Consider the following 19,446-nt stretch of genomic DNA (forward strand, 5'->3'; position numbering starts at 1 on the left):
GGATCAGCGCGGGACGCCGGCCCGGTTGCCGTGCCGGCGCAGGACCAGGGCGAGCAGCACACAGAGCAGGTAGCCGACGCCGACCAGCACCCAGCCAGGCCGGAAGCTTCCGGTGCTGTCGAGCAGCAGGCCCATCAGCAGCGGCCCGCTGGCGAACCCGGCGTACATGCCCATGGCCACCACGCCGGATGCCGAGCCGACCCGGGCTGCCGGCACGACCTTCATCACGCCGGCCATGACCACGACATTGGTGCCCAGCACGGTGGCTCCGTGCAGCGCCACGCCCAGCCAGAGCAGCGCCGGTGTCCCGAATTCGCCGGCAGCCAGCAGGGCGGCAGCGCCGAGCAGCGCTCCGGCGCCCAGCAGGATCAGCAGCGTCGACGCGCGCCTTCCCTTGGCCATCTGGCGTCCCCACATGATGCGCGAGGTGACGCCGACGATGCCGGAAACGCCGGCGGCGATGCCGCCGAGCAGCAGCGAAAACCCGAGCTCGCGGACGGTGAACAGCGGCAGGTAGACGTTGGTGGCCTGCATGCCCAGCCCGGTCAGCAGGGCGTACCCGGCAAACAGCCACACCGCCGGCGGAAACGCTTTGGCCTGGCCCGCCGCCGGTTCCCCCGCCGCCGCAGCGGGCACCGGCGTCGTTATTGGCCTGGGTTCCGGCAGGTGGCGCAGACCGTAGAACAGCAAGGCAAGTGCGACGACGGCAGCCAGCGCGGTGGCGCCCTGCCAGCCGATCCAGAGCGACACCGCGGGAAAGAACAGGCCCGCGAAGAGCTGGCTGCCCTGGACGCCGGACTGCTTCACGCCGATCCAGCCCGGACGCTTCGGGGGCGCCACATGGTGGATGATGACGCGGTTGGTGGTCGGGTTGGAGATGGCCTGGGCGGGTCCGGCGAGCAGCGCCGCGATGAGCAGCACGGCGTAGTGCTGGGCCAAAGCGCCGACGACCAGCGCGACGGCGGTGCCGGCGAAGATCAGGATCAGCTGGGCGCGATTGGAGATCCGGTCGCTGAGCTTGCCCAGCCACATGCTCGAGACGGCGGCGCTGGCGAAAATCGCCGTGGCCAGCAGCCCGAACTGCGCTTCGCTGATGCCCAGGTCCTCGATGATCAGCGGGCTCGTTGCGCTCAATCCGTAGTTCAGCAGCGGCCCGACGCCCATGGCACAGGTGAGGACAAACAATAAGGCGCCGGCCGGCTGCTTCGTCATGGTGCTGCGGATCTCCTGGTTCGCGGAGCGGAATGCCTCCTCATGCAGGGTACACGCGCCACGGCATCCGGCTGCCCGGAAATACCATGCCTGCCCGGCTAGGATCAAGCTGGTTCTGGTGGGGGCTTTCGGTTGGGGGACGATCACATGCACACAGGCAAGGCCACGGCTGCCGGCTCCCGGTCGCTCATGCGGTTCCGGCGGGCGCGCATGGTGCTGGCCCTGGTGGCCGCGTTCTGGCTCTGGCTGGGTTTCGGCGGTGCGGACGCAGTTGGTCTGCTCTTCGCTTCGCCCAAAGACCTTGTCCTGGCGCTCTATGCCGGAGCCGTCCTGGTGCCGGTCTCAGTCCTGGCCGGGCTCATGTCGGCCGCCATCGTGGTGGCCGACCGGCCGCGACGCGCTGCCCGGCCTCGGGTGGAGCCGCCGCAATCCCCGGACCTGCCGCATCGGGGTCAGGTGCGGATTCCCGCGAGGCCCATGAAGATTCCCGCGAGGCCGACGCGTCCCCCTGGCATCGGCAGGGGCGAGGACAGCATCGCCTCCTGAACGCGCGCTGCCTTCCGGCGGGGACCCAAGGAGCAGCTTCAGCGGCGGACGCGGCCGGAGCGGTGCCGGCGGTCACAGCAGGCTGAGGCGAAATTCACCCTCCGGGGTGGCAGGATTCACCGCGGAACCACGCGGATCGGTGCGGCGCCGATCCTACAATTGAAGTGCCCCCAACATCAAGGCAGGCACACTCTTTTACAAACTTTCCGGGAGACCCCTATGCTTCGTACCCGTCAGCGTGTTGGCCACGACATCCTGTTGGCCCGCCACGGCAACACCATCAGCAGCATGCGCCTCGACCGCCGCACCAACTCCGTGGTGGCCGTCCTGGACAACGGCACGGTGGACCGGGCGCCGAACCTGATCTCCCCGGATCTTCCGCAGCCCGTCGGCCCCTCGGGGCTCACCGCGGATGACCGCAAGCTCCTGGGACTGGTGACCGGAGCCTTCGCCGGCCTCGGCGCCGTGATGGTCGGCGGCGTGCTGGCCATGGCCCATTTTGGCCAGGAACTCGGCCTGACCGAGGCCGCCGCGTACTTCCCGGCCTACTGAGCCCGCGCGGCTACGGCGAGGGCATGCCTCCGTTGACGTTCAGCGTCTCGCCCATCACGTAGCTCGACTCCGAGGACGCCAGGAATACGTAGGCCGGCGCCAGCTCGGTCGGCTGGCCCGCACGTCCAATCGGCGTCGATTTGCCGAACTCCGGCAGCTTTTCCTTCGGCTGGCCGTCGCTGACCTGCAGCGGCGTCCAGAACGGCCCAGGCGCCACCGCGTTCACGCGGATGCCGCGCGGGGCCAGCTGCTGCGCCAGGCCCTTCGTGAAGTTGTTGATCGCACCCTTCGTGGCGGCGTAGTCGAGCAGCGTCGGCGAGGGCATGTACGCCTGGATCGAGGTCGTGTTGATGATAGACGATCCCGGCTGCAGGTGCGCCAGCGCCGCCTTGGCGATCCAGAAGAACGCGTAGATGTTCGTTTTGAAGGTCCGGTCGAACTGCTCGTCGCTCAGGTCTTCGAGCTTTTCGACGGCGATCTGCCGGCCGGCGTTGTTGACCAGGATGTCCAGGCCGCCCAGCCCGTCGGCCGCCTGCTGGACCACCTGGCGGCAGGTCGCCGCATCCGTCAGGTCGCCCGGCAGCTGCACCACCTTGCGCCCTGCCTTCTCGATCAGCTCCGCGACGACCTTGGCGTCCTCTTCCTCCTCGGGCAGGTAGGACATGGCCACGTCGGCGCCTTCCCGCGCGAAGGCGATGGCCACGGCGGCGCCGATCCCGGAATCCGACCCGGTGATCAGCGCCTTGCGGCCTTCCAGCCGGCCCGTCCCCCGGTAGCTGTCCTCGCCGCGGTCGGTCTGCGGGACCAGCTCCTTGTCCAGGCCCGGCTCGGGCTGGTCCTGCTTCGGCGGTTCAATGCTGGGATAGCGCTTGACGGGGTCCTGGAAGGTGTACTGGTCCTGGCCCATGGGGCATCTCCAATCCGATCGGGGGAATACTAAGCCTGCTTTCCACCCTACGGCCGCTGCCCCATGTGTCAACGCCCGGCAGGAAAAAGGCCCGGCCTCCGCAATGCTGCGGAGACCGGGCCTGAGGCGGACCTGCCGGTCAGCACTCCACGACGTTGACGGCGAGGCCGCCCATCGCGGTTTCCTTGTATTTGTCGCTCATGTCCTTGCCGGTCTCGCGCATGGTGATGATGACTTCGTCCAGCGAGACCCGGTGCGTGCCGTCGCCCCACAGCGCCATCTTGGCCGCGTTGACGGCCTTGGCGGCGCCGATCGCGTTGCGCTCGATGCACGGCACCTGAACCAGCCCGCCGATCGGATCGCAGGTGAGCCCGAGGTTGTGTTCCATGGCGATCTCGGCGGCATTCTCCACCTGGGCAGGGGTGCCGCCCAGCACCTCGGCCAGGCCGGCGGCGGCCATGGAGGACGCGGAACCGACCTCGCCCTGGCAGCCGACCTCGGCACCGGAAATCGACGCCTGCTCCTTGTAGAGCACGCCGACGGCGGCGGCGGCCAGCAGGAACTTGACCACCACGTCTTCCTTGTCCTGCTGCGTGGCGTTTTCCATGCCCGGCGCGTAGTGCGTGGCATAGAACATCACCGCGGGGATGATGCCGGCGGCCCCGTTGGTCGGAGCTGTGACAACCCGGCCGCCGGAGGCATTCTCCTCATTCACGGCCAGGGCGACCAGGTTGACCCATTCCTGCCAGTACTTCGGGTCCCGGTCCTTGTCCTCCTTGCGCAGGCGGGTGTGCCAATCAGGAGCACGACGGCGGACGTTCAGTCCCCCGGGCAGGGTGCCTTCGCGCTTGATCGCCGAATCCTTGCAGTCCTCCATGACCTGCCAGATATGCACCAGGCCCTCGCGGATCTCCGCTTCGGACCGGGAGGCCTTTTCGTTGAGCATCATGATGTCGCTGATGCCCAGACCGGTATTGCGGCAGTGCTCCAGCAGCCCGGCTGCCGTGCGGAACGGGTACGGCAACTGCTGCTTGGACTCCTCGAGTTCCTCGGCGGCGGCGTCCTCCTCGCCCTCGCGGACGATGAAGCCACCGCCCACCGAAAAGAACGTTGCCTCGTGAAGCACGCCGCCGGCGTCGTTCTTGGCCTGGAACTTCATGCCGTTGGTGTGCCGGGGCAGCACCGTCAGCGGATGCAGGACCATGTCCTCGACCTTGTAGCCGATGGTCCGGCCCTCGGTCCCCTCGACCTGGGAGCACAGCTGCAGCTTGCCGGTGGCCTCCATGTCGGCCAGCCGTGCATCGACCTCGTCCGGCAGGATCAGCTCCGGGTGGAAGCCTTCCAGGCCGAGCAGGACCGCCGTGAAGGTGCCATGGCCGCGCCCCGTGGCAGCCAGGGAACCGTAAAGGTCCACGCGCAGATCCGCCAGCTGGCCGAGGACTCCGGTGGAAACCAGCTCCTCGGCGAAGACGGCGGCCGCCCGCATCGGACCCACAGTGTGCGAACTGCTGGGCCCGATGCCGACGGTAAAGAGATCGAATACACCTACAGCCATGGTGGCCTCCTAGTGCCCTTCGGTTACTTGGAAACGGGAGCCAGGTCCGGGTACAGCGGATGCGCTTCGGCCAAGGCCTCGACCCGCGTCTTGAGGCCGGACAGGTCGGCCTCCGGACCGGCAATGAGGGCTTCGGCGATGATGTCCGCCACCTGGCGGAACGCCTCCTCGCCGAAACCGCGCGTGGCCAGCGCCGGGGTGCCGATGCGCAGGCCGGAGGTGACCATCGGCGGACGCGGATCGAACGGCACCGCATTGCGGTTCACGGTGATGTCGATCGCTGCCAGCAGGTCCTCGCCCTGCTGGCCGTCCAGCTCCGAGTTGCGCAGGTCCACCAGCACCAGGTGCACGTCGGTGCCGCCGGTGAGCACGGTGATGCCCTTGGCTGCGACGTCCGGCTGGGACAGGCGCTCGGCCAGGATCCGGGCACCGGCCAGCGTGCGCTGCTGCCGGTCCGCGAACTCCTCGGACGCGGCGACCTTGAAGGCCACCGCCTTGCCGGCGATGACGTGCTCCAGCGGACCGCCCTGCTGGCCCGGGAACACCGCCGAATTGATCTTCTTGGCGATGTCCGCATCGTTGGTCAGGATGATGCCGCCGCGCGGACCCGCGAGGGTCTTGTGCGTGGTGGACGTGACCACGTGGGCGTGCGGCACCGGGCTGGGGTGCAGGCCGGTGGCCACGAGGCCCGCGATGTGCGCCATGTCCACCATGAGGTAGGCCCCCACGGAGTCGGCAATGCGGCGGAACTCGGCGAAGTCCAGCTGGCGCGGGTAGGCGGACCAGCCGGCGATGATCAGCTGCGGCTTGTGCTCCTGGGCTAGGCGCTCGACCTCGGCCATATCCACCCGGTGGTCCTCTTCCGAGACGCCGTACGCGACGACGTTGTAGAGCTTGCCGGAGAAGTTGATCTTCATCCCGTGCGTCAGGTGGCCGCCGTGTGCGAGGTTCAGGCCCAGGATCGTGTCGCCCGGCTTAATCAGGGCGTGCATGACCGAGGCGTTGGCCTGTGCTCCGGAGTGCGGCTGGACGTTGGCGAAGCCGGCACCGAAGAGCGCCTTGGCGCGGTCGATGGCCAGCTGCTCGACGACGTCCACGTATTCGCAGCCGCCGTAGTAGCGCCGGCCGGGATAGCCTTCCGCGTACTTGTTGGTGAGTACCGAGCCCTGGGCCTGCATGACGGCCTGGGCGGTGTGGTTCTCCGAAGCGATCATTTCGAGCCCGCGCTGCTGGCGGCGCAGCTCGTTGTCGATCTGCTCGGCAATCTCCGGGTCAAGGGCACCGAGGTCAGCGTGCAGGCTGGCGCTGGTCACCGCGGTGTTTGCGGACGTCATGCGACTTCACCGCCGTTGGAGGAAGCGTAGTCCTCGGCGGACAGCAGCGGGCCTTCCTCGGATACCTCGACGGTGAAGAGCCAGCCCTCGCCGTACGGGTCGGAGTTCAGCAGCGCCGGATCGTCGATGGCAGCCTGGTTGACCTCGACCACCGTGCCGGTGACCGGCGCGTAGAGGTCGGAGACGGACTTGGTGGATTCAACCTCGCCGCAGGTCTCGCCGGCGGTCACAGCGGCACCGACCTCGGGCAGGTCGACGTAGACGACGTCGCCCAGGGCATCGGCGGCAACCTGGGAGATGCCGATCTTTGCCGGGCTGGCGTCGTCGACCCACTCGTGCTCGGCGGAGTAGCGCAGGCCGGACAGGACTTTACTCATAACAATGACCTTTCAGATGGTGCGGATCCATGACGGAACCGCGGGCGCGGTCCGTCGAAAGCGGTGGGAACGGGCAGGTGCGGCCAAGTTGCCGCACCTGCCCGTGGGCGGCTAGTTGCCGCGCTTGTAGAACGGCAGGCTGACGACCTCGAACGGCTCGGGCTTGCCCCGGAGGTCCACGTCGAGCTGCGTCCCGGGCTCGGTGAACTCAACGTCCACGTAGGCCAGGGCGACCGGGTAGCCGAGTGTCGGGCTCGGCTGTCCCGAGGTCACCTCGCCGACCTGGCGGCCGTCCTTGAGCACAGGGTAGTGCGAGCGTCCGGCGCGGCGGCCGAGGCCCTTCAGGCCGACCAGCTTGCGCTGGCTGCCCTTCTCCTTCTGGGCTTCCAGGGCGGAGCGGCCGACGAACTCGCCTTCCTTCTTCAGCGCGACGACGGGGCCGAGGCCGGCGTCATACGGGCTGACCTCAAGGGACAGCTCGTTGCCGTACAGCGGCATGCCCGCTTCGAGGCGCAGCGAGTCGCGGCAGGCCAGGCCCGCAGGGACCAGTCCGTGCGCCTTGCCGGCTTCAAGCAGTGCGGTCCACAGCGACACGGCGTGTTCGTTCGGCACGTAGATCTCGAAGCCGTCCTCGCCGGTGTAGCCGGTCCGGGCCAGCAGCAGCTTGACCGGGGCGCCGCTGATGGTGAAGGTGACCTCGTCCGCGGCGTAGTACTTCATGTCCGTGACCGTGGCTGCCTCGGCGGCCGGCACCAGCTGGAGCAGGATCTCTACGGAGTTCGGCCCCTGGACCGCGGCCAGCGAGGTGGCCGCCGAGGCGTTCTCCACCTCGACGTCGAAGCCCTTGGCCCGCTCGGACAGCGCCTCGAATACCGCGTCCGCATTGCCGGCGTTGGGGACCACCAGGAAGCGGTCCTCCGCGCGGCGGTAGCTGATCAGGTCATCGATAATGCCGCCGTCTTCGTTGCAGATCAGCGAGTACTTGGCCTTGCCCACGGCGACGGCGGACAGTTTGCCCACGAGGGCGAAGTCGAGGAACTTCCCGGCCTCCGGGCCGGTGACCCAGACCTCGCCCATGTGGGAAAGGTCGAACAGGCCGGCGGTCTTGCGCACCGCGTGGTGTTCGGCCAGTTCGCTGTCGTACTTCAGCGGCATCTGCCAGCCGCCGAAGTCGGTGAAGGAGGCTCCGAGCTTCTGGTGCTCTTCGTACAGCGCGGTGTGCCGCTGGGTGGCGGTTTCAGCGTTCATGGTCTCTCCGGAACCTTCCGTTAGTTGTCCGACTCGGCGAATTCTTCGATGGGCGGGCAGGAGCAGACCAGGTTGCGGTCTCCTGCGGCGCCGTCGATGCGGCCGACCGGCGCGAAGTACTTGTCATGCTTCAATTCCGGCACCGGGAAGACGGCCTGCTCGCGGGAGTACTTGCGGTCCCAGTCGCTGCTGATGGCAGCCGCCGCGGTGTGCGGGGCCAGGCGCAGCGGGCTCTCCTCGACGCTGAAGTCGCCGTTGATGACCTGGTCGATCTCGCCGCGGATGGTGATCATGGCTTCGATGAAGCGCTCGATCTCACCCAGGTCCTCCGACTCCGTCGGCTCCACCATCAGGGTGCCGGCGACGGGGAAGGCCAGCGTCGGGGCATGGAAGCCGTAGTCGATCAGGCGCTTGGCGACATCCTCCGCAGTGACGCCGGACTTCGCCGTCAGCTCGCGCAGGTCCAGGATGCACTCGTGCGCCACCAGGCCCTGGTTGCCCGTGTAGAGCACCGGGAAGTACTCGTTCAGCCGGGAGGCGACGTAGTTGGCGGCCAGCAGCGCGGTCTTGGTCGCCTGCGTCAGGCCCTCGGCGCCCATCATGGCCACGTAGGCCCACGAGATGGGCAGCACGCCGGCGGAGCCGTACTTGGAGGCCGAGACCGGCACGCCCTTGCCCTCGTGCTCGGCCAGTGCGGCGTTGCCGGGCAGGAACGGCACCAGGTGCTCGGCCACGGCCACCGGACCGACGCCGGGGCCGCCGCCGCCGTGCGGGATGCAGAAGGTCTTGTGCAGGTTCAGGTGCGAGACGTCACCGCCGAACTTGCCCGGCTGGGCCAGGCCGACCAGCGCGTTGAGGTTGGCGCCGTCGATGTACACCTGCCCGCCCGCGGCGTGGACCGCGTCGCAGACCTGGCGGACGTCGGCGTCGTACACCCCGTGCGTGGACGGGTAGGTGATCATGATCGCCGACAGGCTGTCCTTGTGCTTTTCGATCTTCGCTTCAAGGTCGGCGTGGTCGATGGTGCCGTCCGCAGCAGTGCCGACGACGACGACCTTCATGCCGGCCAGGATGGCGGACGCGGCGTTGGTGCCGTGTGCCGAGGCCGGGATGAGGCAGATGTCGCGCTGGTCGTCGCCGTTGGCCAGGTGGTAGCGGCGGATGGCCAGCAGGCCGGCGTACTCGCCCTGGGAACCGGCGTTGGGCTGGATCGAGACTCCGGCGTAGCCGGTGATCGCGGAGAGCCGGGCTTCCAGGTCCTCGATCAGTTCGCGCCAGCCGCGGGTCTGGTGCTCCGGGGCGAAGGGGTGGATGGTGGCGAATTCCGGCCAGGTCATGGATTCCATCTCGGCCGTGGCGTTGAGCTTCATGGTGCACGAGCCCAGCGGGATCATCGTGCGGTCCAGCGCCAGGTCGCGGTCCGAGAGGCGGCGCAGGTAGCGCAGCATCTGGGTTTCGGACCGGTGGCTGTGGAAGACCGGGTGGTTCAGGTAGGACGAGCTGCGCTGCACGGCCTCGTCCAGTTCGAAGCCCAGGCCGGAGCCGGCGGCCTCGGCGATGCGTTCGGCTGCGGACTCGACGCCGAAGGACTCGGCCACGGCAGCCAGGTGCTCCGCCGTCGTCGATTCACCGGTGGAAATGCCCACGCTGTCCGCGTCGATGACGCGCAGGTTAATGCCCTTGGCCTCGGCTGCGGAGATGACCTCCGCAGCCTTGCCCGGAACCTTGACGGTCAGGGTGTCGAAGAAGTGCTCGCTGGCCAGCTCCAGACCGGCCCCGCGCAGCACGGTGGCCAGGGTGCGGGCCTGGGCATTGGCGCGCTGGGCGATCGCCTTCAGGCCCTCGGGGCCGTGGTAGACGGCGTACATGCCGGAAACGATGGCCAGCAGCGCCTGGGCGGTGCAGATGTTCGACGTGGCCTTCTCGCGGCGGATGTGCTGCTCGCGGGTCTGCAGCGCCAGGCGGTAGGCCGGACGGCCGGCCGAATCCTTGGAGACGCCGACCAGGCGGCCCGGCAGCTGACGCTCAAGACCCTTGTGCACTGCCATGTAGGCGGCGTGCGGGCCACCGAAGAACAGCGGCACGCCGAAACGCTGGGAATTGCCGACGGCGATGTCGGCGCCCTGCTCGCCAGGAGGGGTGATGAGGGTCAGCGCCAGCAAGTCCGCGGCCACGGTGACCATAGCGCCGCGCTCCTTGGCGGCCGCGATCACCTGGCTGTGGTCGGCAACGTGTCCGGAGACCCCCGGCTGCTGCAGCACGATGCCGGAGATTTCGCCTTCGGGCAGGCCTGCGGACAGGTCCGCGACCTCGACCTCGAAGCCGAGGGCTTCGGCACGGCCCTTGACGACGGCGATGGTCTGCGGCAGCAGGTCCGCGTCCAGGACGGTCTTGCCCTCGGCGTGCTTCTTGTTGCCGCGGCGCATCAGCAGGACGGCTTCGGCCACTGCGGTCGCTTCATCCAGCAGCGAAGCGTTGGCGATCTCCAGGCCCGTCAGGTCCGAAACCATGGTCTGGAAGTTCAGCAGGGCTTCAAGGCGGCCCTGGGAGATTTCCGGCTGGTAGGGGGTGTAGGCGGTGTACCAGGCCGGGGACTCAACCACGTTGCGGCGGATAACCGGCGGGGTGATCGTGTCGTAGTAGCCCTGGCCGATCATCTGGACGGCGGTGACGTTCTTGGCCGCCAGCGCCCGCAGGTCGGCCAGCACCTCGGCCTCGGAACGGGCGGCAGGCAGGTCCAGCGGCGCCTGCTGGCGGATGTCCGCCGGAACGGCCGTGTCAACCAACTCGTCGAGGCTGGCGTAGCCGACCTGCTTCAGCATCGTTTCGGCATCGCTGCTGCGGGGACCGATATGGCGCTCGGCAAAAATTGCGATCGTGGGTTGAACCGTCATGAAAGGAACTCCATTGATTGGGCCTGCGTGCCAGGCACGCCGGGTGGATCGGGTTCCTCCCCACTCTGTATTGGACCTGAGAGATTCCGCGGACCGGATCCGCTTGCACCGTCGGTGAGCCGGCCATGCCGTCCGGCTTCTTTCCAGAGTTGCCTCTCCGCGGCGGTACAGGTGCCTGAGAGATTCCTGGGGAGGTATTGCTCCTACGGCGCCTGCTGACGGTTACCAGCAGGACTCTCCCGCCGCATGTCGAAGGCATAATTCAGTTGTTGTCGATGTGAGCATCGTAGCCGTTCCGCCGGAGCCTCCACAACCGGGATGCGTCGCGTGACGGCCTGTCCGGCCGGCTGCCGTGGACGGGCCCGCGGCAGCCGGATCCGGCCCGGTTTAGCGCTTTCCGGCAGGCGCCGGTTCGGTGGCTGCCTGCTGCTCGCCTGCCAGCTGCGCCTTGAACGCTTCCTCCCGTGCCATGTGGACGGGCCGGCGCCGCAGGAGGGCCCAGGCGATGCCCAGGACGACGAACCACACCGGGGTAACCAGCAGTGCCGTCAGCGTGTCGGGCTGGGTGGTCAGCGCCCAGAGAACGAAGGCGAAGAACGCGAACACCACCCAGACCATGACGACGCCGCCAGGCATCTTGAACTTCGAAGCGGCATGCAGGTGCGCGCGGCGCTTCCGGTACACCAGGTAGCTGGCCAGGATGATGGACCAGACGAACATGAAGCAGACCGCGGAAACGGTGGTCACCATGCCGAATGCTTGGCCGATGCTTTCGCCGGAGTAGAGGAGCACGATGCCGGACAGCAGCAGGACGCAGGAGAGGAACAGTGCGTTCCGCGGCACCTTGCGCGAGGAGAGCTTGGCGAAGACCGAGGGAGCGTCGCCTTCCTGGGCAAGCCCGTAGACCATCCGGGAAGTGGAGTAGATTCCCGAGTTGGCCGAGGACATGGCGGAGGTCAGGACGACCAGGTTGACCACGGTAGCGGCCATGCCGAGGCCTGCCAGCGAGAACATACCAATGAAGGGGCTCCGGCCGGCTTCGAATTCGGTCCACGGGGTGACAGCCATCAGGATGATCAGGGCGCCGACGTAGAAGAGCAGAACGCGGACCGGGATGGAATTGATGGCCTTGGGAAGGTTCCGTTCGGGGTTCTTGGCTTCCGCCGCCGTCGTGCCCACCAGTTCAATACCTACGAAGGCGAAGACGGCAATCTGGAAGCCTGCCACGAAGCCCATGAACTCCTGGGGGAAGAAGCCGCCGTGGCTCCACAGGTTGCTGAATCCGGCCGGGCCGGCGTCGGACTCGAAGCCCGTAAAGATCATGACGAGGCCGGTGACGATCAGCGCCACAATGGCGATGATCTTGATCAGGGCGAACCAGAACTCGGTCTCGCCGAACGCCTTGACCGTGGGCAGGTTGAGCACCAGCAGGATGGCCACGGTCAGCAGGCCCGGTATCCAAAGCGGAATGCCAGGCGCCAGTTCGCTGGCGTAGCCGGCGATGGCAATCACATCGGCGATGCCGGTCACCACCCAGCAGAACCAGTAGGTCCAGCCGGTGAAGAACCCGGCCCAAGGCCCCAGCAGGTCGGCGGCAAAGTCACTGAAGGACTTGTAGTTGAGGTTGCTCAACAGCAGTTCGCCCATGGCGCGCATGACGAAGAAGAGCATGAAGCCGATGATCATGTAAACGAAAATGACGGACGGTCCTGCAGCCGAGATGGTCTTGCCCGAACCCATGAAGAGCCCGGTGCCGATGGCGCCGCCGATAGCGATCAGCTGGATGTGCCTGTTGCTGAGCTGGCGCTCCAGATGGGGCGCCTGTTCCGGCGAGACGGGATCAGTTTTCAACGTACAACTCCTTGCATGGGGATGGACCGGATCCGGGTTGGCTTGGAAGCGGGCAGGCGGATGGAACCTGCCGCCAGCGTTGCCCGGACGGTCCAGCGGCTTGTGGCCGCAGTGGAACCAGGGATGGATGGCGGTTGTGGATTTGGAAACAACAGGGATCAGCGGGTGTCCGCAGATTCGCAGGCCTGATTTGCCCATGGCGGGGGCTGGGCGCCAGCCACAGTCATCGCACGGCTTCCGAGCAGGGTCGTCATGAGGAACTCCGTAGGTCGTGGCGCGGGTACGCCACAGCGGTCAGGTTCCTCCCCGCTCTGTATCGGACCTGAGAGATTTCGGACATGCGTATCCGCATCGTCCTTGCCCCGTCGGTGAGCCGGACCCCAGCCCGGCTGCTTTCCAGAGGTGCCTCGCCGCGGCGGTCCAGGGGCCTGAGAGATTCCCGGGGAGGGTTTGCTCCTTCGGCGCCTGCACACTGGCAGGACTCTCCCGCCGCAGATCAAAAGCTGCGCCACGGCTTGTGACGCGGTTCACAGAGTACCGCTTTTCCGATGCTCTTTTCAACTTGGGACATCGAATCGCTGCGGGTCATGGGCTTCAGGCTTCACCCCGCTGCAGCATGCCCTTGATGTAGGCGGCCTGGCCGCAGTGCTCGAGGCAGTCGTCCATGACGCTGACCAGCCGGACTCCGAGCGTGACGTGGGGATTCCAGCGGGTATCCACGACCCGGTCCAGGTCATCCTCCGTCAAGCCCCGGATGTATTCGGAGGTTGTGGCGTGGACGTCGTCGAAATACTCACGGAGCAATGCGGGCGAGGCAACGCGAACCTCGTCGACTTGGCTGGAGCTGTGTCCGAAACCGGTATCCGCGACGTCCAGCGGCAGGCCGATCCGGGCAGCATAGCCTCCCGCGGTCCAGCGCTGCTCGGTCCCGGCGACGTCGGCGATATGGTCGTCCTGGATGCGGGCCAGGTGCCAGATGAGCCAGCCGATGGAATTGCCGCCTCCGCCCGGCCTGGCAGCCAGTTGGTCAGGGGAAAGGCCGTCGAGGATGTCGTGCACACGCTCCTGGGCCCGCCCGTAGGCGTCGATCAGCAGGTCGTTGAATTCCATGGTGCAAGCCTACGATGGCTGCGGCGGACCCACGTCGTCGGATTCTTCCGGCCGGCGCGGGAACAGTCGGTTCCCGCGCCCGGTGATTGGCCGGGACGGTTCGGTGGCCAGCCGCTCCGGGGCCAGCACCTCGGCTTGCTCTTCTCCTGGCTGGTCCAGCGGAGCAGCTGCTTCCCTGTCGTGGCGGGCTGCGTCACGCGTTCTGTCGACCAGGTCGCGCCATGGTCCGGTGACTTCGCGTTCCGGCAGGGTGGCGTTCCGCTCCCCCGCGCTGATTGAGTACATGTACCGGTCGGGCTGGTTCGCAAGGTCAGGCACGTCCTCCCACGGGCAGGACTCGATCAGGGGCATCCAGATGTCGCCCAATTCGGGCTGGGTGACGTCCACTGCCCACCGCATAGTCAGTCCGGCGAATCCGCCGGTGCGCCTGACGGCAATCCTCATTCCAGTACGCCCACCTCGGTCCAGGCTGCCGTAACGGCCTTGAGTTCTTCCGATTCCTTACCGTAGCGGCTTTCGGCTGCAGATGCAGTAGCTGCCGCGAAGCCGGCGAAGTCGGTGTCCGTGTGCACATGGGAGCCAGTGATGGCGTCATACCAAATCCGGCCCGCGCGTTCCCAGGCATATCCGCCCAGCTGGACGGCCAGCAGGTAGAAGGCATGGTTGGGGATGCCCGAATTCAGGTGGACGCCGCCGTTGTCATCGCGGGTGTCCACATAGCCGTCCATCGTGGCCGGCTGCGGGTCCCTGCCCAGCACATCGTCGTTATACGCAGTTCCCGGCGCCTTCAGAGACCGGAGCGCGGTCCCCTCCACCTGGTCGGTGAATAGGCCTTCGCCGATGAGCCAGCCGGCCTCCTCCGCGGTCTGGCCCAGGTGGAACTGCTCCACGAGCGCCGCGAAGACATCGGAGACGGATTCATTCAACGCGCCCGGCTGCCCTGGTAGACAAAGTTGGCCGCATGCTGCTGGACGCCGTGCGTCAGTTCATGCCCGATCACGGTCAGGGACTTGGTGAAGCGGTGGAAGATCTGGCCGTCACCGTCGCCGAACACCATCCTCGAGCCGTCCCAGAACGCGTTGTCATAGTCCTGGCCGTAGTGGACAGTCGCGTGCAGAATGCCTCCGGCCCCGTCCAGTGAATCGCGCTCGTATGCCTGCGCATACAGCTCAAAGGTGCGGCCCAGCCCGTCATAGGCTTCGTTCACGGCCGGATCGGCAGCTTCGGGCTCGCCTTCGCTGCGGACGAGGACTCCGGGCAGACGCTCCTGGTTCTGCGCATCACTGATCTGCCGCGTCGGATGCAGTCCTGCCGCCCCGAGCCCCGCCGGCGGCAGGATGCCGGGCCGTTCAGCCATCCGCGCCCGCTGTACGTTGCGGTGCTGGCGCAGGACGGCATCATGTCCCAGGGCGCGCCGCGCAGCCTCCGCCGCCGGCAGGAAGCCGCGGTCCTCCAGCCCTGCGAGCCGGCGGAGCAGGTATGGCGGAACGATTGAGCAGTACATGCAGACCTCCTTGCGTCTGATTCCAGCCTAGGCACCGGATCGGACAATTTCGCACCGCTACTCTGGAGCCATGCCCGAGTCTGCCCCCACGCCCAAGCGAATCCCCACGTGGGCGGTCATCGCCGTCCTGTGCCTGTCGGGAACGACAGTGTCGCTGCAGCAGACCATGGTGGTGCCTCTGCCGGCCTTCCAGCAACTGCTCGGAGTCACGGCTGATGACGTTTCCTGGCTGGTCACGGCAACGCTCCTGACGTCCGCCGTCGCCACCCCGATCGTGGCCAAGCTGGCCGACATGTTCGGCAAGCGGTTGATGATGCTGGTCTGCATCATGCTCATGACCGCCGGCTCGATCGTCGCCGCCCTCGGGGGCGACTTCGCCACGATGGTTGCCGGCCGCTCCCTGCAGGGCTTCTCCTCCGCGCTGATCCCGGTTGGCATCAGCATCATGCGCGACGAGCTGCCGCGGGAGAAGGTCAGCAGTGCGATCGCGCTGATGAGCGCCACGCTGGGCATCGGCGGCGCACTGGGGCTGCCTCTGGGCGGAATCCTCTACCAGCAGGCCGGGTGGGCGGCAGTCTTCTGGCTCTCCGCCGCCGTCGGGGTTGCCATCCTGGCCGCGGTGTTAGCCGTCGTCTCCGAATCCGATGTCATGACCCGTGGCCGCTTCGACTTCCTCGGCGCCGTGATGCTCTCCGTCATCCTGACCGCGCTGCTGCTGGCCATTTCCAAGGGCGGCACCTGGGGCTGGGGCAGCGAGCGGACGATCCTGCTGTTCGTGCTCACTGTGGTGGGCCTGGCGCTGTGGATCCCGTACTCCCTGCGGGTCAGCCAGCCGCTGGTGGACCTGCGCACCTCGGCGCGGCGGCCGGTGCTGCTGACCAATATCGCCTCCGTCCTGGTCGGCTTTGCACTCTTCGCCAACATGCTGCTGAGCACGCAGCAGCTCCAGCTGCCGGTTGCCTCCGGCCACGGGTTCGGCCTGGATCCGGTGGTGGCCGGGCTGGCGATGATCCCGTCCGGCCTGGCGATGGTGGTCTTCTCGCCGGTCTCCGGTGCCATGATCAACCGCTACGGTGGCAAGGCGACACTGATTGCCGGTTCAGCCATCATGGCCGCCGGCTACATCGGGCGCGTGTTCGTGAGCGATTCGGTCGCCGCCATCATCGTCGGCTCCACCGTCGTCAGCGTTGGCTCAGCCGTAGCCTACGCCGCGATGCCGAGCCTGATCATGGCCAACGTCCCGATTACGGAGACCGCTTCGGCCAACGGCCTCAATGCCCTCCTGCGGGCCATCGGAACCTCATCGTCGAGCGCTGCGGTCGCGGCCGTCCTCGCCGGTGTTACCGTGACGGTCGGCGGCGTGGAGTACCCCGCCCTGGCGGCCTTCCAGAATGTCTTCTGGCTCGCCGCGCTGGGCTCGCTCGCGGCCTGCGCGGTGGTCTGGTTTGTCCCGCGCTTCCAGCACGAACCGGCGCCCGAAGGCGTGCCGGCGGATACCGCGGCACTGGCGGTCACACAGGCGGGCAACAGCGCCGAGTCGGTGGTCCATGGCAAGGTGCTGCACTCCGGCGGGCAGCCCATCGCCCACGCGGTGGTGACCGTGATGAAGACTTCCGGCGAACCGGTGGACTGGAGCCGGGCCAATAACGACGGCGAATTCTCCCTCGCGCTTCCCGGGCCGGACGAATACCTGGTGGTGGCCAATGCGGACGGCTGGATGCCGACGTCGAAAGTTGTCAGGTTCACCGGGACGGAACGCGACGCGCGGATCCGGCTGACCCAGCGCCTGACGGTCACCGGCTGGGTGCTGCGCGGCGGCACTGCGCTGCCGGGCGCGCTGATCGCATTGAGCTCCCACACCGGAGAGTACATCGCCTCGACACGCACCAACGACGCTGGCAGTTACGAGCTGCGGCTGCCGCCCGTGGGCCGCTACGTGGTCACCGTGGTGGAACCCGACACCCAGTTCACGCAGTCCCGCAAGCTGGTGCTGACCGCAGAGTCCACCGTCGTCAACTTCGACCTGGTCGGCGCCTCACGCGAAACCCTGCTCTGAGCCCGGCGGCGCTGCCTCAAGCGTCCGCCGACGACCCGGCACGCAGTTCCTCGGTGAGGATCCAGAACGCCTGCCGCAGCCGCCGGACCGCGGCGTCCGGCTCGTCCGCCTCCAGCAGGGCCACGCTTTCCTTCCACCCGTCAGTCCAGATGAAGTAGAGCTCGGCACGCCGGTACAGGTACAGCCTGCCGAGCGAACGCGCCAGCACATACTCGTTCACTGCCCGCAGCTCGTCGTGTTCGGCGGAGTCAAGGATGATCCGGATGAGCCCCAGCAAGGCCCGGTACGAGCCGGGCATATCGCCGCGGCCGATCGTTGCCTCCAGCTCCAGGGCGCGGGACCGCATCGCGGCAACCCCGCTCCTGCCGATCTGCGGCGCGGCACGCTCGAAGAGGGCCACGAGCACCACCTCGAGGACATCGAGCAGCTGGATCGCGTGGTGGTTGTCGACGATGGCGATCCGCCGGGTTTTGTCCGGCAGCGTTTCCAGCAGTCCCTCGGCCGCAAGGGCTGTGAAGGCGTCCTGGAGCGTTTCGGGATCCGTATCCAGCTCAGCGGCGAGGCCTGCGTCATCCACTGGCGTCCCCGGCTCCAGTTTGGCGGCCAGGATCTGCTGGCGAAGCTCCGCTGCTATGTCCTGGGCGGGCGTCGTGGATACTTCATCCCCCACAGTTGTCTCCTTGTCCTGGCTGGACGGCAGCTGGGTTGCGGCCCACGGGCACTGCCGTCCTGGTCATTGGCAAAGATGCATTCCTCATCCTAACCTAGTGAGACCCGCCTCACAGTGCGGGGGCTGGAACTGGAACGCTGGATCCGCCCGTCGCCGGGGCTGCCTCGACGGGACCGACGGGAGGAAAGGATGATCAGGAAGTACACCGCCTCCGCGGAAGCCAACAGCCGCCATCCACAGGACTGGGGCCGGGCCATGGCCGCCGCCATGACCGACCTCATCGAGCAGCGGCGCGAAGACGGCGGAATGGTGGACCACGAGGACCTCTACGGCGAGGACCTGAGGCTGGTCATCGGAGCGATCCGCGACGGCGTCGAGATCACGTTGACGTGGATGCCGGAAGGCGATTCCACGCCGGAGCGGAACAGCTACGACATCTGAGTCCCAGCCTCCACGGTTCCCGTTCAGCCCTTCCCGGGGCGGCCGCCGAGATTGTAGGGAGTGCGGATCACCAGCGCCGGTTCCAGGACCAGTTGCGGCCGCGGGCCCTGGTCCTCGGGGCGGCCGGACAGCCGGTGTGCCAGCACGGCCATGATGTGCCGGGCGGCTGCGGTGATGGGCTGCGAGACGCTGCTGAGCCCGATCGCGGCCGCAACCGGGGTGTCGTCGAAACCCACGACTGCCGGCTGCCGGCCGGGTGGCAGTGCAGTGCGCAGGTAGGCGAAAGCGCCGAGGGCCAGCGAATCGCTCGCGCACACCACGCCTTCCGCGCCCTGTTCCAGGAGCAGCCGGGCGGCAACTGCTCCGGCGGGTACCGTGTCCTCGGCTGCCGCCTGCAGCCCGTTGAGCTTGGCGGGCGGCAGCAGACCAGCCATTGCCTGCAGCCAGCCGGACCGGCGATCGTCGCCCGGGCCGTTATCGGGCGGCCAGCCGAGGAAGCCCACTGCCTGGCAACCGCTGTCCAGCAGTAACCGGGTGGCGGCACCCGTTCCAGCCGCCCCGTCGACGTCGACCCACGGGTAGTCCGCCGCGGCCGAGGCCGGACCCGCTCCGCGCGGCCGGCCGAAGCATGCGAACGGCACGCCCCGGTCCTGCAGCCAGGCCGCCCGGCGGTCCGCGGCGTTGCTGCCGGTCAGGACAAACCCATCCAGGTCGGCCGCGTGCAGCAGGTCATCAATGCGCGCAAGCTCTTCCTCGTCGTCGGCCGCGCTGTAAAGCGTCAGCCGGTAGCCCGCCTCCTGGGCGGCTTCCGTCAGGGCGTGCAGGAAGCGGTCCATCACGGCTCCGTTGATGCCGTCCGCTTCCGACCGCAGCCGCATGCCGAGATCCATGGACCGGCGGGTCCGCAACTGGCGGGCGGCAGCGCTGGGCCGGTAGCCGCTCTCTTCAATGGCGCGCAGGACCCGCTCGCGGGTGGCCGGCTTCACCCGCTCCGGATTGTTGAGCACATTGGACACCGTCTGCCGCGAGACGCCGATGGCCTCTGCGAGACTGACCAAGGTGGGCTTCTTCCGCACCATGCCCAATGCCCTTCCTGCCTCGCTCCCCATGCGGAGGCACCTCAGCCCCTTCAGCCAAGGGGTTGCATGAAAGAGGGATTCTGCCAAGATGTAAGCACCACAGTATGAAC

16 protein-coding genes, 1 pseudogene and 2 riboswitches are annotated in these 19,446 nt (G+C 67.6%); of the genes and pseudogenes, 4 read left to right on the forward strand and 13 right to left on the reverse strand.

Translation table 11 applies throughout. From position 1 onward, the window contains the following. Positions 1 to 3: 3 nt before the first annotated feature. Positions 4 to 1,212 (reverse strand): MFS transporter, encoded by a 1,209-nt coding sequence (locus tag D477_RS07810; RefSeq protein WP_005268475.1) that lies wholly within the window; start codon positions 1,210 to 1,212, stop codon positions 4 to 6. Between the two features lie 147 nt (positions 1,213 to 1,359). Between D477_RS07810 and D477_RS07815 the strand changes: the two genes are divergently transcribed. Continuing rightward, positions 1,360 to 1,758 carry a hypothetical protein gene (locus D477_RS07815; protein WP_005268476.1) on the forward strand — a complete coding sequence of 133 codons (399 nt, stop codon included), beginning with the start codon at positions 1,360 to 1,362 and terminating at the stop codon, positions 1,756 to 1,758. Between the two features lie 219 nt (positions 1,759 to 1,977). Then, positions 1,978 to 2,310, forward strand: a complete 333-nt coding sequence (locus D477_RS07820) for a hypothetical protein (RefSeq protein WP_005268477.1) — start codon at positions 1,978 to 1,980, stop codon at positions 2,308 to 2,310. Between the two features lie 10 nt (positions 2,311 to 2,320). Here the strand turns inward: D477_RS07820 and D477_RS07825 are convergent, their stop codons facing one another. The 10 genes and pseudogenes from D477_RS07825 to D477_RS07870 form a co-directional block, all read right to left on the reverse strand. Next, positions 2,321 to 3,217 (reverse strand): glucose 1-dehydrogenase, encoded by an 897-nt coding sequence (locus tag D477_RS07825; RefSeq protein ID WP_005268478.1) that lies wholly within the window; start codon positions 3,215 to 3,217, stop codon positions 2,321 to 2,323. Positions 3,218 to 3,356: 139 nt separating this feature from the next. Then, complete coding sequence (locus D477_RS07830; RefSeq protein WP_005268479.1) at positions 3,357 to 4,772, reverse strand: L-serine ammonia-lyase; 1,416 nt, start codon at positions 4,770 to 4,772, stop codon at positions 3,357 to 3,359. Between the two features lie 23 nt (positions 4,773 to 4,795). Further along, the gene (glyA, locus tag D477_RS07835) at positions 4,796 to 6,106 is read right to left on the reverse strand and encodes a serine hydroxymethyltransferase (RefSeq protein WP_005268480.1); all 1,311 of its coding nucleotides are present in this window, start codon (positions 6,104 to 6,106) and stop codon (positions 4,796 to 4,798) included. Beyond that, the gene (gene gcvH / locus D477_RS07840; RefSeq protein ID WP_005268481.1) at positions 6,103 to 6,483 is read right to left on the reverse strand and encodes a glycine cleavage system protein GcvH; all 381 of its coding nucleotides are present in this window, start codon (positions 6,481 to 6,483) and stop codon (positions 6,103 to 6,105) included. Before gcvH ends, glyA begins: the two co-directional genes overlap by 4 nt. Positions 6,484 to 6,594: 111 nt before the next feature. Continuing rightward, on the reverse strand, positions 6,595 to 7,731 hold the full coding sequence (gene gcvT / locus D477_RS07845; protein ID WP_005268482.1) for a glycine cleavage system aminomethyltransferase GcvT: 1,137 nt from the start codon (positions 7,729 to 7,731) through the stop codon (positions 6,595 to 6,597). A gap of 20 nt (positions 7,732 to 7,751) precedes the next feature. Continuing rightward, positions 7,752 to 10,625 carry an aminomethyl-transferring glycine dehydrogenase gene (gene gcvP, locus D477_RS07850; RefSeq protein WP_005268483.1) on the reverse strand — a complete coding sequence of 958 codons (2,874 nt, stop codon included), beginning with the start codon at positions 10,623 to 10,625 and terminating at the stop codon, positions 7,752 to 7,754. Between the two features lie 153 nt (positions 10,626 to 10,778). Next, positions 10,779 to 10,877, reverse strand: a riboswitch (glycine riboswitch). A 135-nt stretch (positions 10,878 to 11,012) separates the two neighbouring features. Beyond that, positions 11,013 to 12,476, reverse strand: a complete 1,464-nt coding sequence (gene cycA, locus D477_RS07855; protein ID WP_005268484.1) for a D-serine/D-alanine/glycine transporter — start codon at positions 12,474 to 12,476, stop codon at positions 11,013 to 11,015. A 406-nt stretch (positions 12,477 to 12,882) separates the two neighbouring features. Then, positions 12,883 to 12,975: riboswitch (glycine riboswitch) on the reverse strand. A gap of 95 nt (positions 12,976 to 13,070) precedes the next feature. Then, on the reverse strand, positions 13,071 to 13,586 hold the full coding sequence (locus tag D477_RS07860) for a mycothiol transferase (RefSeq protein ID WP_005268485.1): 516 nt from the start codon (positions 13,584 to 13,586) through the stop codon (positions 13,071 to 13,073). A 9-nt stretch (positions 13,587 to 13,595) separates the two neighbouring features. Beyond that, positions 13,596 to 14,030, reverse strand: a complete 435-nt coding sequence (locus D477_RS23680) for a protealysin inhibitor emfourin (RefSeq protein ID WP_005268486.1) — start codon at positions 14,028 to 14,030, stop codon at positions 13,596 to 13,598. Next, positions 14,027 to 15,090: pseudogene (locus tag D477_RS07870) on the reverse strand (M4 family metallopeptidase). Before D477_RS07870 ends, D477_RS23680 begins: the two are co-directional and overlap by 4 nt. Positions 15,091 to 15,160: 70 nt before the next feature. Between D477_RS07870 and D477_RS07875 the strand changes: the two are divergent. Next, positions 15,161 to 17,146: an MFS transporter gene (locus D477_RS07875; protein ID WP_043846137.1), complete on the forward strand. Its 1,986-nt coding sequence runs from the start codon at positions 15,161 to 15,163 to the stop codon at positions 17,144 to 17,146. A gap of 16 nt (positions 17,147 to 17,162) precedes the next feature. Here the strand turns inward: D477_RS07875 and D477_RS07880 are convergent, their stop codons facing one another. Next, positions 17,163 to 17,816 (reverse strand): GntR family transcriptional regulator, encoded by a 654-nt coding sequence (locus D477_RS07880; RefSeq protein WP_005268490.1) that lies wholly within the window; start codon positions 17,814 to 17,816, stop codon positions 17,163 to 17,165. 189 nt (positions 17,817 to 18,005) lie between these two features. Between D477_RS07880 and D477_RS07885 the strand changes: the two genes are divergently transcribed. After that, positions 18,006 to 18,257 (forward strand): hypothetical protein, encoded by a 252-nt coding sequence (locus D477_RS07885; RefSeq protein ID WP_005268491.1) that lies wholly within the window; start codon positions 18,006 to 18,008, stop codon positions 18,255 to 18,257. A gap of 23 nt (positions 18,258 to 18,280) precedes the next feature. Here the strand turns inward: D477_RS07885 and D477_RS07890 are convergent, their stop codons facing one another. Further along, positions 18,281 to 19,366 carry a LacI family DNA-binding transcriptional regulator gene (locus tag D477_RS07890; RefSeq protein ID WP_237740732.1) on the reverse strand — a complete coding sequence of 362 codons (1,086 nt, stop codon included), beginning with the start codon at positions 19,364 to 19,366 and terminating at the stop codon, positions 18,281 to 18,283. Between the last annotated feature and the right edge of the window lie 80 nt (positions 19,367 to 19,446).

The sequence above is a fragment of the Arthrobacter crystallopoietes BAB-32 genome (genome assembly GCF_000328305.2).
GTDB lineage: Bacteria > Actinomycetota > Actinomycetes > Actinomycetales > Micrococcaceae > Crystallibacter > Crystallibacter crystallopoietes_A.

Bases quoted from the DNA above. Each gene is read 5' to 3' on its own strand.
- D477_RS07830 (WP_005268479.1), bottom strand. From the start codon at position 4,772: ATGGCTGTAGGTGTATTCGATCTCTTTACCGTCGGCATCGGGCCCAGC.
- D477_RS07810 (WP_005268475.1), bottom strand. From the start codon at position 1,212: ATGACGAAGCAGCCGGCCGGCGCCTTATTGTTTGTCCTCACCTGTGCC.
- gcvT (WP_005268482.1), bottom strand. From the start codon at position 7,731: ATGAACGCTGAAACCGCCACCCAGCGGCACACCGCGCTGTACGAAGAG.
- gcvH (WP_005268481.1), bottom strand. From the start codon at position 6,483: ATGAGTAAAGTCCTGTCCGGCCTGCGCTACTCCGCCGAGCACGAGTGG.
- D477_RS23680 (WP_005268486.1), bottom strand. From the start codon at position 14,030: ATGAGGATTGCCGTCAGGCGCACCGGCGGATTCGCCGGACTGACTATG.
- gcvP (WP_005268483.1), bottom strand. From the start codon at position 10,625: ATGACGGTTCAACCCACGATCGCAATTTTTGCCGAGCGCCATATCGGT.
- D477_RS07890 (WP_237740732.1), bottom strand. From the start codon at position 19,366: ATGGGGAGCGAGGCAGGAAGGGCATTGGGCATGGTGCGGAAGAAGCCC.
- D477_RS07885 (WP_005268491.1), top strand. From the start codon at position 18,006: ATGATCAGGAAGTACACCGCCTCCGCGGAAGCCAACAGCCGCCATCCA.
- D477_RS07825 (WP_005268478.1), bottom strand. From the start codon at position 3,217: ATGGGCCAGGACCAGTACACCTTCCAGGACCCCGTCAAGCGCTATCCC.
- D477_RS07860 (WP_005268485.1), bottom strand. From the start codon at position 13,586: ATGGAATTCAACGACCTGCTGATCGACGCCTACGGGCGGGCCCAGGAG.
- glyA (WP_005268480.1), bottom strand. From the start codon at position 6,106: ATGACGTCCGCAAACACCGCGGTGACCAGCGCCAGCCTGCACGCTGAC.
- D477_RS07820 (WP_005268477.1), top strand. From the start codon at position 1,978: ATGCTTCGTACCCGTCAGCGTGTTGGCCACGACATCCTGTTGGCCCGC.
- D477_RS07875 (WP_043846137.1), top strand. From the start codon at position 15,161: ATGCCCGAGTCTGCCCCCACGCCCAAGCGAATCCCCACGTGGGCGGTC.
- D477_RS07815 (WP_005268476.1), top strand. From the start codon at position 1,360: ATGCACACAGGCAAGGCCACGGCTGCCGGCTCCCGGTCGCTCATGCGG.